Origin of the sequence: Chryseobacterium cucumeris, assembly GCF_016775705.1 — a bacterium.
GTDB lineage: Bacteria > Bacteroidota > Bacteroidia > Flavobacteriales > Weeksellaceae > Chryseobacterium > Chryseobacterium cupriresistens.
Map to the genome: position 1 here is coordinate 2,781,308 of NZ_CP068760.1, position 13,855 is coordinate 2,795,162.

Sequence of the window (13,855 nt, forward strand, 5' to 3'; positions counted from 1 at the left end):
GTAATGTGTTCAAATAGCCATATTTCACAGCGAAACAGACATTTCAGATGGTGAACAGGAAAAAGTTATCAATAGGGAGACAGAGGAGAAGTGTTGCTACGGAAAAAGGGAGAGTTGCCGGCCTAAAAAAAGATAAAAAATAAGCTCCGTTTTACTATAACGGAGCTTATTTTGTTGATGCATTTTTGGAAATTATCCGTGGGCTTCTACAGATACATCATTCCATTCTTCCCAAACCTTTAGGCGCTGTTCGTAATTCTGTTTTACAAATGGAAGCGCTACTTTTCCGAGTAATAAACGCAGTGGAGGATTTTCAGTTTCTGCTAACTTTATCAAGGCCGGTGCTGTCGCTTCAACGCTTCCGAAAGATGTTTCGGATTCCGAGAACGCTTTTTTAACGTTGTCGTAAACCGGATTACTTTGTGTATTAATTCCTGTATGCCAGATATTGGAAGCGTAGCCATTAGGTTCTACCAACGTTACATTGATTCCAAATTCTTTTACTTCTGTGGCCAGAGTTTCACTTAACCCTTCAACAGCAAATTTGGAAGCATTGTAAAGCCCCATGGTTGGTAGCGTAGCTAATCCCAAAATAGAAGACACCTGAATGATATGGCCGCTTTTCTGATCTCTCATGATAGGAAGTACCGCCTGTGTAAGCCATAAAGTTCCAAAGAAATTCGTTTCAAACTGTGCTCTTGCTTCCTGTTCGTTGGTTTCTTCCACTGCACCAGTTAATGCATATCCTGCATTATTGATCAGGATATCAATGCTGCCGAAGTGTTGGTGTACTTTCTGAACAATTGCTAATGATTCCTCTCTTTTATCTACATCTAAGGGTAAAGCCAATACGGAATCTCCATATTTTTCTTTTAAATCATGAAGTGTTTCCACATTTCTGGCTGTTGCTGCCACTTTGTATCCCTTTGCTAAAAAAGCTTCTGCCCATGCTTTTCCGAAACCTTTTGATGCACCCGTAATTAAAACTGCTTTTGACATTGTTTTGTTTTTTAATTGATTGTTGTGATTATAATTTTTATGCAATATTGTTTTTAATTTAAATGACCGATCGGTCATATTTTGAATAAAAAAAATTATACCGTATTTTCCTTTATAATTTTTTTCAGGCTGTTTCCAATAGTGATCATTTTATCATTATTGCCAGCCATTCTTGACATTAAGTGCCCACCCTCAAGCATTGCAAACAAAACTGTTGCAAAATCTTCCGCGTCCCATTCTGCTCTGAACTCTTTATTGGCAATTCCTTTTTCTATAATACCGGAAATCAGTTTTTCTCCCTGTTGTATGCCACGGTTTACCTTTCCTTTAACCACCGGATTGGTATCGTCAGCTTCTGTTCCAAAGTTTAATAGGGGACATCCGCCAACTACCGGAGGGTGATTGGGATCACTGAAAAAATCAATATAAGCAAATAACTGTTCTTTGTAAGTTTTGTATTGGCTTAAATTTCTTTGAAGTCTTTCCGTCAGCATTTGCATGTTGTGCTCAACAGCGGCACAGGCAAGTACTTCTTTATTTTCAAAATGAACGTACATACTGCCTTTGGACAACTTGGTGGCCTCCATAATATCACTCATAGAAGTAGCTGCAATCCCTTTTGTATTAAAAATAGGTGCTGCTTTTTCTATAATGAACTGTCTGGTTTCTTCCCCTTTTGCCATGATCATACTGAATAATGAAGCAAATATATGACCGATTGGTCATAAAAACAAATTTTATTTGATTTTTTTATGAAAAATTATTGAAAATCTGTTTCAATTTACTGATAGAAAGGAAATTGCTGGAATATAATTTTCATCTTTACAGTGGCTATACTTAATCAAATTTCTAAATTTATCCGAAATCGAATGCAAACGTAAACGGTAACCTGAATGTACGTACTTTGCGCGAACTTTATCAGCAACTAGGACTTCCTTCAAACTTCACTATATAGCAAACAAGCGAAAACAATAAGCTTGAAATAGCAAAGGCAGATTATTAAAAATTGAACTGCAGAAAAAAACTCTCAATCATTGAGAGTTTCTGCTGCTTTTGATGGTCCTGATTATATTTCTGAAGTACATGTAATGCTGAAGTTTTTAATAAATCTTATATTTTTTATCTGTGTTAATAGAATCGGAAATTTGTGAAAAATAAAGGATGGACATACACTTTCCAGAGGGAGATCAGATGCAGGCATCAAAGTAAAATTTTTCATTAATGATCATGGATAAATAAGGTTAGTATTTTCTGATCCATTTGTATAAAGTAGTTTTGGGAATTCTGTATTCCTCTATAATTTGCTGTTTTGTTTTTTCATTTGTTTTTAAAAGCTCAAGAATAAAATCAATCATCTCTATAGTATAGATATTTTTTCTGAACTCCGGAAGCTGCGTTTTTTCCTGTTTTGATTTTTGATAATAATCTGAAGATAGGGGAGGTGAATACAGCAGCAGATGTTGGGAATAAATTCTAAAGAAATCATAAGTCAGTAGCTTGCTCCATTTAAGGAGTACCTCTGCATCCAATGACTTGCTTTTGTACATCTCAGACAGTTCTTCACAGCTGCATTGCATGAATTTCATGAGCCTGTCTGAAGAGAATCCGGTTTCCTGTACCCGTTTTTGTATTAGCGCACCAATGTGAATGTCTTTAAAAAGCATAATCAACGGATTAGGATAAAAACCACTTTTGTGAGGGTTTTAAAAGTGGCTTTTATAGTTTAAAAATAAAGTATTCTATAAAGAAAATTGATTAGGTACCATAATATACAATGCTCAATGAAGCTGTAGTTAGTCTGTGAGGTCTTGTGTAATTACCTCTGCAGCTTATTATGTCACCAACATTAAAATATGCTGTTACACCTATAGTATTGGCTTCAAAAGAAACATTATCCGTTAAGCCATTTTGATTTACTGAGAGTTCAGTTGTAGCAGCTCCAACAGTTTTCTTTATAAAGGTTTGTACTGTTCCTCCGGTTGTAGGAGAGTTCATACTGACATCTTTTTTTGTATAAAGCGAAATACCATAATATCCTGCTTTCAATACGGTAAAGTTACCTGAGCTATATGATAGATTTGCAGAATTAATTTTGTTCACAGTAAAATTATATTTAGCTTCCGTATTGGCGGAAAGGTCACTGGTTGACGCAATCCCTGTGGCAATTCCTACAATAGAAGGAATACTTGCTGTTGTCCCATTCACCAGGTTACCATTAACATCAGTGCCTAATAAACTGAAGTTTTTATAATTTTCCAGGCGCACTGATCCATCATCAGATACACTTAGAAGTTCCTTATTGGTACTGTCATTAATTTCTAAAGCTTTTGTTGCATTGGTGTTTCCTTTACTCACTACATCAACTGTAGCACTGGGGCTTGTAGTATTCATACCAACCTGTGAATACACATTCAAAAAAGCTAGTAAAGCTGTGGCTAATAAAAATTTTTTCATAGATGTATATATTTTTTTTGTTTTGAACTCATGATCCATTGATCGTAACCGGGATTTGTTGGAAATCAGATGGATAAGTTTGTTGATGCAATATTACATTCCAGGCTTTATGTTGTACAAAATTTCACCTATGACATAGCTATGACATTGTTGTAATTGATTGGTAATGAGTATTTTATTTTTTTAAATGAAAAAGTATAGATGTCTTAAAATTGTTCACTGTATTATACTTTTAATGGGAATTAATGAGTCTGTGTTGTATGAGTATAAGGAATAGAATCAGGCTCAAGATGTTCGCTGTATTCATATTTATAAGTGGGTTTAATTGCAGAAATTAAAAATTTATTATCCAATTGTTATCACAACGATTTCTTTCATTTGATCAGGGAATAAGGATGAATACTTTGAGACCCAAATAAGAATCAGATTACAACTTTGAAAAATAAGCTAAAGCATCAATACTATTGAATGTCATAGGTATGTAATGGCTCCATAGGGCATTTTTTTCTGCAAATATTTTATCATTGCCCCTGAAAAGAAGTAAAGATGCATGTGAAAGATCTATATTAAGTTTTATTGGTATTGATTTTTATTAGGTTAAAATTCTTATTTTGATTTTAAATTAATAAATTTTTACTTTTATACATGTTACATGCATATATATATTACACATATTTGATACACTATGAAATTTATTATTTTGTTTTTCCCGTTACTGCTGTTTGCACAGCCTAAAATTACCACAGCAACTATTGATAAAAGGCTGGAGGAGTCTAATGCTCTTCTTATTGATGGCCAGACAGATGATATGATTACATTGAATCTTTCAATACTGGATGATGCCAAACATATTAATTATGCGGAAGGAAAATTATCTGCATATTATAATCTGGCACTGGCTTTTTCCATGCAATACAGGTATAATAAAAGCAATTATTATTTAAAAATGATGGAACCTGAGTTCAAAAACTCGAATGCTGAAGATCAGGAAATTTCCATGAATATATTATACAGCATCAATTACAGAGGAATTAAAATGTATGATGAATCGTTAAAAAAGTTGAAAAAGAATCTGACAATGGCGGATGATTTAAAAAATGATTCTACCAGGCATGCTATTAAGGGAATGATTCTGGTTCAGGTAGGGAGAAATTATCTTGAGAAAAAAATGTACGACTCTGTTACCTACTATGGAAAGAAAATTGTTGATGAATTGAAAAAATCAAAAAAAATGGATACGGGGATGAATACCAGTCTGAAAGCAGCCATGCTCCTTTTATCCGAAGCAAAACTTAATGAAAATAAAATTGATTCTGCGGAGTATTATATAAAATCTGCCCAGTCTATAGCTGTTGACTGGGGGAATAATGATTTTGCAACATATAAGCTTTTAGGGCAAATTTGTGATGCGAGAAAGCAATATGATGCAGCTATTGTCAATTATGAAAAGGCCATAGTGCTTGCTGCAAAAGCAAAAAACTTCAGAAAATTATCAGAGTTGTACGGATTAATATCCAGATCATACGAAAAAACCGGGCAGATTGATAATGAAAATAAATATGAGCTTAAATACAGCAGACTCAATGACAGTTTAAAAAAGATAGACGATAATAATCTGAAAGATACAGTAGATCTTCTTGTGGAAGAAAAACAAAAAAATCTGAAAAATGAAAATCATCTTTTGCTCTATATCATGATTGGAGGGATTGGAATTTTGGCAGTTATTTTCTTTATGATTAATAAAAGAATAAAAAAGAAGAATAAGATGTTAAATGTCAGGGAAATAGAAACGAAGGAGCTTAATCAAAAATTAAATATAGCTTTTGAAGAGGTGATACAACTGGCAAAAAATAATGATCCGGAATTCCTTACCCGTTTTCAGGAGGTTTATCCTGAATTTGTACCCAAACTGATGAAAATTGAACCTCAACTGCAAAGTACTGAGCTCAAGTTTTGTGCCATGTTGTTTCTGAATTTTTCCACCAAAGATATTGCAGCATATACTTTTGTTCAGCCTCAGTCTGTACAGACAAGAAAGAACCGTTTACGCAAAAGATTGGGAATCTCGTCAGATGAGGATATTTATCTCTGGATGCTTAATTTGAGATAATTTTAGTGGATTTGTACCGGGATTAATTCACTGTAATACCTGTGTCATATCTGTTTTTTTTTGAGACGAAAGGAGAATAAAGCAAATTTGTGCTGTAAGAGAATTATAACAATAAAGAAAATCGATCTGTTCGGAATTTTTTATTAAAATATAGTTTTTGTGGCGAAGTATGTTTAGTTATTATTGGCCGGAGACCAGCCGCACTTCGGCCCCCTTTCCGGGGATTTTTGATTAAGAATAAAGAATCTATGCACAAACCCGAATCTCCCGATTATAAAAGGATATATGAAGACCTTGTACGTCTGAAATACCCTGCAAAAAAACAAGAATGTGAATCTATATTGTCAAAACCAGCATTTTCAGTAAAAGATGTAATTACCATTAACAATATTCTTTTTCCTAAAGCCAATAAACAAACCGAATTTGCCAATCAAAGACATCGTTCCTATGATAAAACCGCAATTCTGGAAATTCTAAGCTATCAGAAAAATAATAAACTGAATAATGCTGAATTAGCAAGATATTTTAAATTGAGCAGGAATACCATTGCCAGGTGGAAAAAACTGTTTCTCCTGTAATATCTTGTGTGTTTCAAAAGTGAAAAACCAATTTATGGAGAAAGATATCCTTGCAGACCATCGTTTTATATCTCTATGTTAATGGTACATTTGCTTCCTGTTTTAGAAGATTGAACGCAATTTACAATGCCTGCTATGAAGGAGTGGTATATGCAGAAAAAGTGGTTGCAGGATAGTCTTTTGTAAATGGATTACCTCATAATACAACAAAAAAAGAACTCAGACGAGTTCTCTTTTCGCATTTATTTGACCATGATTTTAATGCTTTCCCTACGATCGTTTTCATAGAGAATGCTGATCATGTAAACGCCTTTACTATAAGTTGAAAAATCTAATTGTATATCATAAGTATGAAGGTTTTTCCAGTCAGAAAGCTTTCTTTGAGCCATATCATAAACCATAATGTCCTTTATTTTCTCTTTACTTTTGATATGACAGAAATCTTTCACAGGATTAGGGTAAAATGTAAGCTCAGGCTGTACCTTCATATCCGCAGTCCCCAGAGAACAAATAGTAATTGTTTTACTGAAAGTTTCAGCACATGAATTTTTCATGACCGTAAGCGAGATTGTATAACTTCCCGGTGCAGTATATTGATGCACAGGGTTCAATGATGAATCAGTGATGCCATCACCAAAGTTCCATGATACAGATGTGTAATTGGCGGAATGATTGGTGAAATTTACAGTTGTTCCATTAATTCCTGCTATAAAATCCGAATGAAGATGAAACGCGTTACTGTTCCATTGTGGCGGATTATTAAAAAAAACAAGATCTGCAATATTCTGAAAATTTTCAGCTGTGTTTTGAGGCAGTCCGTTATAAAAAGTGGACGGAAAAACATGATCCTGAAAAATCGCAGAATACATAGAAGCTGCTACAAGATAACTTCCTTTAGGCCCTGGATGAATATCGTTATAAGACCCGTGAAGAGCCAGATCCTGGGAAGAATTGTAGTAATGTCTTGCAGATTCTCCGGCAGGAACCATTTCCACCTGCATCAGGTTAGACATCTTTGTAATGGAATCCTTAATTTTCTGCTGAAAAGCGAAATAGGTATTGTATTCATTCGCAGAGGGTACTCCATACGGAATTTCATACAGAAAAATCTTAGAACAAGGACTGTATTTACGAATAGAATCCCTGATTTTACGGCCGCGTTCAGCGGTTACAGAAACAGGGTAAGAATGACCTGCAGATTCCGCAGTTCCGGGCTGCATGATCACGTATTTATAGTTTTTAGATCTTATCTTTTGATACAATGAAGCATCATTTACATGATTCACAAATCCGGTTCCTCCGGGAGTATGTGTTGTTACAGATAGATTTTTCCCTTTTGAAGCCGCTATATTTTTAAAAATTTCAGGCATGTCATTAAAATAGGTGACGCTGTTTCCTATAAACAGAACCTCATCAGACTGGCAGAATGATAACACTGAAAAACCAGTACATATAAGAAAGAGTAGTTTTTTTATCATAGAGTATTTTTTTGAGAGTTATTTAAAAAAGGTACCTGCAGAAAACCACTTATCATGCAGGTACACAACACAAACGATGATTAAAAATGTTTTTTTATCAATATAGAGCTATATATTTTTCTTTATCCGTTTTTTAATTATTAAACCTTTTAAAAGTACCTGCAGGAAACCCAATCTATACTGCAGGTACTGCATTAAAAGGTGTTTAAAATGAAAATGTTAGTTTATTTACTTTGTTAGAGATTTTGATTTACTATGAGTTAATGACTGGGTTTATTTTTTTTAATTGACTTAGAAAAGTACCTGCAGGCATCACGTATAACCTACAGGTACACGGTACACTAATTATTACAACTATTTCTTGATTAGTTTTGTATGATAAGTCGCCTTATCATCTTTTATCATGATCACATACACTCCTTTGATCAATGAGGCAACACTGATTCTTTTTCCGTCCGGTTTTCCTTCCTGAACAAGTCTTCCGTCTGCACTGTAAATTTTGTAATCAGCTTTACCTTTCAGATTTTTTACCTCTACAAATGTATCCGCAGGATTAGGGTAGATTTCAAGATCAGAAGATGACTGAACGGACTCCTTAACTCCTAGTGCTGCATTGATCTTTACAGAAAAATCCCATACCGAACCACGGGAGAAAAGATCACCATTGGCATCTACGAAAGGACTTGCACATGCATCAGCTGAAGCATTGAAAAATCCGCTGGCTACTCTCATTCTTAATGTTTTTTCACCATTGTAAGCATTGGCCGGAACTGTAAATGCAAAACTTCCCTGATGTCTTTTATTGGCATCCGGAGCTGCGCCGTTAATCCCAATTTTTTCTGAAGCTTCAAATACTCCGTTTCTGTTGTAATCAATCCATGCCTGTACCCAATCCTGATAGTTTCCTCCAGCACGGTTAGCATACACAATATAGTTCATATTATATTGCGCACCCTGAGTAAGCTGAATCAGTTTGGCAGGGTCTTCCGAATAATCTTTATAAGCGTGCTGAACGGTTGTCCCATTTCCAGCTAAATCCACATTGGCTAAAGTCACTCTTAATATTCCACTGAAATACGGACTGATTGTAGTGTTTCCTCCTGTAGTCATCAGGCAGTAATCATATCCGGTACGTAATCCTTTGGTTTTAAAATTATACACTGGTGAAAATGCTCCGGGAACATTATTAATTACTGATGCAACCCGAACTTCATAAGAAGTTTCATCTTCAAGGTTATTCAGGAATACTGAATTAACCGGGCTGGCAGCATTGGACCAGTTTGCTGTTCCTGCTTTCCTGTAATTCACGGAATAGGTTGCTCCCGGTACATGGTTCCATGAAACAGTTGCTGAGTTTTTTAATATATCATTATCGAACGCAGTAAGTCCCGTTGGTGGATTATTTAAAGAAGCGGGAGCATTTCCTACGGTCAGTGTAGGAGAAACGGCATAAAATATATTTCCTACTGCTGAAATTCGCAGTTTAATATTTCCCTGAAGCGCAGCAGGCATCTGTATTTCAAAACTTCCGTCATTAGGCGTTGAAGCCACCAGTTCTGTCCATGCTGATCCGTTAACCAGATCGGTTGTATATTCAATCTTTACATTGGCAGCATTATAGGGAGCAAGGTTGGTATTGGCAACATCCCAGGAAATGGTATTGGAAGCATTATTATACAACGTAGTAGAAGGAGTTAATCCTTTGAATTTGAAAGGTCCGTCATTTCCAACGGTTACTGTATTTTCTGCAGAAATCGTTAAAGGTCTGTTCGGGTTATTATCACGTACTGTTACCGCGTAATGTAATACTCTGGGAATGTATGAAACTGTTTCCCATGTGTCTTTATTCGTCAGTTTACCACTCATTACAACAGGCAGGCTAGGGAAATATCTTCTTCCCGAAGCCACTGCAGGAAAAGAACGGGTAAGTGAACCTTCAGGATTGAATCCCCAGCCGCTGTCTCCTGAGATTGAGCTTGTAGAGCCTACGCTGTCATACTGTTCCCAGTTATAGGTAAACTGATCCCCGTTGGCATCTACTGCATTGGCATCCAGGTAGTAGGCTGTACCTTTGGGAATAGTATAGGAAATCAGCGGGGTAATAGCTGGTGCATTATTGGCAATATTTTCAGCTACGCCGCACCCAACTTTACCTTCAAGGTTGTTAAGGATTTGATTGATGGACGAATAGTGGAAATAGGCATCACTGTTCATCTGAACATTATTGGCTGTGATCCCTGCATAGGCCATAATGGTTGTTCCTCCTCCCGGTTCTATATTGACATCTGAGCTTTCAGTAACTGTAGAAAAAGTGTGGTTACCTCCAAGCTGATGTCCAATTTCATGAGCTACATAATCAATATCAAAGGTGTCTCCCACAGGATTCTGATTTTGTGTAAACGCAGAACCTTTACCTAACGGTTCTGCTGCGGTAGGGTTGGTACATATACATCCTATGCATCCTGCATTTCCATTTCCTCCGGCGGCATTAAAGACATGTCCTATATCATAATTGGCATTGCCTACCTGAGCAGTTAAGGTTTGTTGAAGCTGCCCGTTCAAATCATTGGTGTATGGATCATTGGCCGGATTGGCATAGATGATATTGGGGAAATTTTGTATGGTAAGATGGATTGCAAATTCTTTTTCAAAAACACCATTGACACGAGTCATAGTAGCATTCATCTGGGCAACAGCTCCTGCCATCCCTCCGAAATGAGTAGTATATTCACCCGTTGCAGACAAGGCAAGTCTATAGGTTCTGTATCTTGAGGCTGCAGGTCTTCCGGTAATATTGATTCCGGCAAGTTTATTTTTTCCGGAATTCTTTAAAGATTTGATGTCCAGTTCCTTTTTGCCTTCCATACTGCAGCTAAAGCCATGCTCAGACTCTGTTCTTTCGGTTTTATAGAATACTCCATAGGTATTTTTATCCGTTGTGACAGGTTCTATAAACTGGAAGATACCCTCTTTAATAATCATTGACTGTATTTCTGTAGGGGATGTACTGAATCTTACATATTTGGAGGGGTCGTCAATTCCCACTCCTACATAAGATCCTAATCCATATTTTTCAGCCAAGGATTTTTCCATCACAGGATTGCTGTACACCGCAAACTTTTCTATGGTTCCTTCTGCCGTTGGTAATTGAATCGTTACTGCTCTTGCATTGGCGCCGGTCTCCTCAGCGTTTTTTAATAACTGTATTAATGCATTAATATCAGTTTTGTAAGCATACTTGATTTTTACCTCTCTTCTGATCTCAGACACTTTTTGTGAAGAGGTTTCCCACCTTTGAGCATTGGAAAGACAGAAGCCTGATATCAAAAATAATGATAATAGAGTTTTTCTCATTTTAAAAATTAGGTATTTAATAGTGGTATTCGAAAAATGAATATAAAATTCGAGTATTCAAAAGTAATTGCTAATTTTGTATTACAAACAATTATATTTTGCGATTTTCATAAATTGTGTATGTAATACGTATGTATTTTTTGTTATATAGTAATAGTGTAGTATAATATTGTATTTTAATTCTGATCATATTATGATGAAAAAACTGACTGTTTTATTCTTTTTTATTTCTTCCTTTTTCTATTCACAACATACAGAAGAAGAATTAAAGAATGTGCTGTTTGATATCGAATTTTCTACTGCCGGATCAAAGGAAATTGAGAAGATTGACAGTCTTATTAAGGTGTGTAAGAAAAATTCTTATAATGATTGTGTAGCATTAGGGTATCTGAAGATCGCCAATATCTACAACCGAAACAGTGATATGAAAAGGTCTTTTTATTATACTGATAAAGTGGAAAAAGAAAACCTCATCAATTCAGATACAGATTTTGAGGTTATATTTTATCTCCATCTTCAAAGGTCACTGCTATACCAGAAATTAGGAGAAAGAATGACTTCTCTGAAACAATTGGACGAAATATATGATAAGGTGAACGAAACCAATAATGCTTATTTTATTTATCTGATTAACTGGCAGTACGCCGGAATATACAATGAAATTAATAAAAAAAAATTAGCATTAAAACATTATAAAACAGCATATAAGTATTCTAAAATTTACAGAGAAAACAAAAATAATCTCTATAGGATAGACAAGAACAGATTGAGCAACAGTTATAAGACCTCACCGTATCTTGGCGGAATGTATCTTGAACTCAACAAACCTGATTCTGCAAGAATATATATTGAGGAAGCCATCCAGAATGGGAAAAAGATCAATGAAATAGGGATGCAATACATTACCTCGTATTATGCTTCCAGGTACTTTAAATCTCTTAATAAAATTCCTGAAGCCCAGCATCATTTATGGATCTGTAAAAATATTGCTGATAATTATTATAAAAGCGAGAATTATCAAAAGTCGGTCGCAATGGAGTTGAAGAACCTGTATGAAAGCACAGGACAGAAAGACAGTATCGCTTATTATGCTAATTGGCTGTTGGATATAGAGTCTTCAAACAGCAGACAAAAACAAACATTGAATGATGCTGTAGATAAACAGAATGAATTGGAAAATAGCAATAGAAAAAAGGAAACAAAAAAACTTTTCTTCATCCTGTCGTTGAGTATTGCCGCATGTCTTCTTTTTATATTTCTTTTCCTGTATTATTATAGAAAGCACAAAAGTAAAAATCTGGATAAAATTGATATCCCTCATCAGCCATCTGTAGATGAAAGTGCTTTTAAAGAACTTATACAGCTTGCCAAAGAAAATAATCCTGAATTTTTAACCCGTTTCAATGAGTATTATCCGCACTTTTCAGAAGAACTGCTGAAAGTTTTTCCTTTAAAAATATCAGAAATAAGATTCTGTGCCTACATCTATCTGAATTTTTCTACCAAAGAAATTGCTGAATATACTTTTACTTCAGTGAGAACCGTACAGACCAAAAAATATAATCTAAGGAAAAAACTGAATATTCCAGGTGATATGGATATCTATGTATGGTTTTCCAAATTACTGAAATAAACCTTTAAATAGTCATAAAAAACAGAAGCTATCTCATTAATGAAGTAGCCTCTGTGCAAGTAAAATATGTTTTGAACGTTTCGTTTAAAAATACCTGCAGAAAATAACACAAACCTGCAGGCAGAAGATATCCTAAATATTAAAAACTATTTTTCTGATTCTGAAAAAAGTGCTATTTCTTAATTGTTTTAATCGTTTTTGTAATTCCGTTTATCATTTTTAAAGTAACAAGATATAATCCCGTTTTAAGTCTTCAGATACAACTGAGATGAAGGCTGTTCAATCGTTTTAACTGTTTTTCCGGAAGCATCAATAACCTAAACCGACAATAAATTTTTCATAATATGTATGGGTTTTTAGGGGTTATCGGATAAGATTTTATAATGGGCTATCTTTTAAACTTTGATCAATTTTCTACTTCATTATAAAAGCATAGAATAATTTTCGGACAAAAGTAATTGGTAATTTTGTAATTTAAATGGTTTTTGTTTGCACTTTTGCTATGTTGTGTATGTGATACGTACGTGGTTTCAGTGGTGTGGTAGAAGGATAGTATTCATATTGTAATTAAGATATTGCTGAATATACCCACACCTCAGTAAGAACTGTGCAGACCAAGAAATACAATCTAAGGAAAAAACTGAATGTCCCCGGTGATATGGACATTTATATATGGTTTTCAAAACTATTGAAATAAAGATTAAGAATATTGTGAAAAGCAACAGAGACTATTTCATTTCGAAATAGTCTCTGCTTTTAAATTAACTTCCGATTGATATCAGTAATTAATTTCTTATAGTTGAAATATGGATGTTTTTCTGTCCGTTGGAATCTATAAGTTCAATGTTGTCAATCATTTCATTATAAACTAAGGTAGTGGTATCATTAAACTGATATCCTTCAATCAATACAGGTCTGTCTTTGGGCAGATTATTCTGCTCATTCAGCATTTCCAGAGATAAACTATCTGGATAGCCGGCATTTTTTTTAAATTTTATTTCTATTAGGCCGTTATCAGCCAGATAGTCAAACTTCTTTAAATGAGGAGGTAAACTGGCTTTGGTTTTAAAAACGTGTACCTTTTCAATACTGTCCTTATAAAGATCAAACATACTGGCAGTTCCGATGGTGTTATTGTAAACAGCAAACTTTACATAGGTGTTTTTCTGTGCGATGAGCATACCTGAAAAGAACACGAGAAATATATATAATAGCTTTTTCATAATTAAAATTGATATTTAAATGTTTA

Annotated in this window: 10 protein-coding genes; 3 read left to right on the forward strand and 7 right to left on the reverse strand. The window is 34.8% G+C overall.

The window, feature by feature from the left end:
• Window positions 1-192 precede the first annotated feature (192 nt).
• From JNG87_RS12480 to JNG87_RS12495, 4 genes are all read right to left on the reverse strand, one after another.
• Window positions 193-999 (reverse strand): SDR family NAD(P)-dependent oxidoreductase, encoded by an 807-nt coding sequence (locus JNG87_RS12480; protein ID WP_202838722.1) that lies wholly within the window; start codon window positions 997-999, stop codon window positions 193-195.
• A gap of 95 nt (window positions 1,000-1,094) precedes the next feature.
• A complete protein-coding gene (locus JNG87_RS12485; RefSeq protein ID WP_202838723.1) occupies window positions 1,095-1,682 on the reverse strand; it encodes a TetR/AcrR family transcriptional regulator in 588 nt (195 codons plus the stop codon).
• A gap of 558 nt (window positions 1,683-2,240) precedes the next feature.
• Window positions 2,241-2,663: a transposase gene (locus JNG87_RS12490; RefSeq protein ID WP_202838724.1), complete on the reverse strand. Its 423-nt coding sequence runs from the start codon at window positions 2,661-2,663 to the stop codon at window positions 2,241-2,243.
• Between the two features lie 91 nt (window positions 2,664-2,754).
• A complete protein-coding gene (locus JNG87_RS12495) occupies window positions 2,755-3,453 on the reverse strand; it encodes a hypothetical protein (protein ID WP_202838725.1) in 699 nt (232 codons plus the stop codon).
• Window positions 3,454-4,138: 685 nt separating this feature from the next.
• Between JNG87_RS12495 and JNG87_RS12500 the strand changes: the two genes are divergently transcribed.
• Window positions 4,139-5,563 carry a helix-turn-helix transcriptional regulator gene (locus JNG87_RS12500; protein WP_202838726.1) on the forward strand — a complete coding sequence of 475 codons (1,425 nt, stop codon included), beginning with the start codon at window positions 4,139-4,141 and terminating at the stop codon, window positions 5,561-5,563.
• A gap of 248 nt (window positions 5,564-5,811) precedes the next feature.
• Window positions 5,812-6,141, forward strand: a complete 330-nt coding sequence (locus JNG87_RS12505; protein ID WP_202838727.1) for a helix-turn-helix domain-containing protein — start codon at window positions 5,812-5,814, stop codon at window positions 6,139-6,141.
• A 242-nt stretch (window positions 6,142-6,383) separates the two neighbouring features.
• Here the strand turns inward: JNG87_RS12505 and JNG87_RS12510 are convergent, their stop codons facing one another.
• Window positions 6,384-7,619: a PKD domain-containing protein gene (locus JNG87_RS12510; protein WP_202838728.1), complete on the reverse strand. Its 1,236-nt coding sequence runs from the start codon at window positions 7,617-7,619 to the stop codon at window positions 6,384-6,386.
• Between the two features lie 354 nt (window positions 7,620-7,973).
• On the reverse strand, window positions 7,974-10,973 hold the full coding sequence (locus JNG87_RS12515) for a reprolysin-like metallopeptidase (protein ID WP_202838729.1): 3,000 nt from the start codon (window positions 10,971-10,973) through the stop codon (window positions 7,974-7,976).
• 193 nt (window positions 10,974-11,166) lie between these two features.
• On the opposite strand from JNG87_RS12515, the gene JNG87_RS12520 reads away from it, so the two are divergent.
• The gene (locus JNG87_RS12520) at window positions 11,167-12,606 is read left to right on the forward strand and encodes a helix-turn-helix transcriptional regulator (protein WP_202838730.1); all 1,440 of its coding nucleotides are present in this window, start codon (window positions 11,167-11,169) and stop codon (window positions 12,604-12,606) included.
• Between the two features lie 785 nt (window positions 12,607-13,391).
• Here the strand turns inward: JNG87_RS12520 and JNG87_RS12530 are convergent.
• Window positions 13,392-13,829 carry a hypothetical protein gene (locus tag JNG87_RS12530; RefSeq protein WP_202838731.1) on the reverse strand — a complete coding sequence of 146 codons (438 nt, stop codon included), beginning with the start codon at window positions 13,827-13,829 and terminating at the stop codon, window positions 13,392-13,394.
• Window positions 13,830-13,855 lie beyond the last annotated feature (26 nt).

Bases quoted from the DNA above. Each gene is read 5' to 3' on its own strand.
- JNG87_RS12505 (WP_202838727.1), top strand. From the start codon at position 5,812: ATGCACAAACCCGAATCTCCCGATTATAAAAGGATATATGAAGACCTT.
- JNG87_RS12495 (WP_202838725.1), bottom strand. From the start codon at position 3,453: ATGAAAAAATTTTTATTAGCCACAGCTTTACTAGCTTTTTTGAATGTG.
- JNG87_RS12490 (WP_202838724.1), bottom strand. From the start codon at position 2,663: ATGCTTTTTAAAGACATTCACATTGGTGCGCTAATACAAAAACGGGTA.
- JNG87_RS12480 (WP_202838722.1), bottom strand. From the start codon at position 999: ATGTCAAAAGCAGTTTTAATTACGGGTGCATCAAAAGGTTTCGGAAAA.
- JNG87_RS12500 (WP_202838726.1), top strand. From the start codon at position 4,139: ATGAAATTTATTATTTTGTTTTTCCCGTTACTGCTGTTTGCACAGCCT.
- JNG87_RS12485 (WP_202838723.1), bottom strand. From the start codon at position 1,682: ATGGCAAAAGGGGAAGAAACCAGACAGTTCATTATAGAAAAAGCAGCA.
- JNG87_RS12510 (WP_202838728.1), bottom strand. From the start codon at position 7,619: ATGATAAAAAAACTACTCTTTCTTATATGTACTGGTTTTTCAGTGTTA.
- JNG87_RS12515 (WP_202838729.1), bottom strand. From the start codon at position 10,973: ATGAGAAAAACTCTATTATCATTATTTTTGATATCAGGCTTCTGTCTT.
- JNG87_RS12530 (WP_202838731.1), bottom strand. From the start codon at position 13,829: ATGAAAAAGCTATTATATATATTTCTCGTGTTCTTTTCAGGTATGCTC.
- JNG87_RS12520 (WP_202838730.1), top strand. From the start codon at position 11,167: ATGATGAAAAAACTGACTGTTTTATTCTTTTTTATTTCTTCCTTTTTC.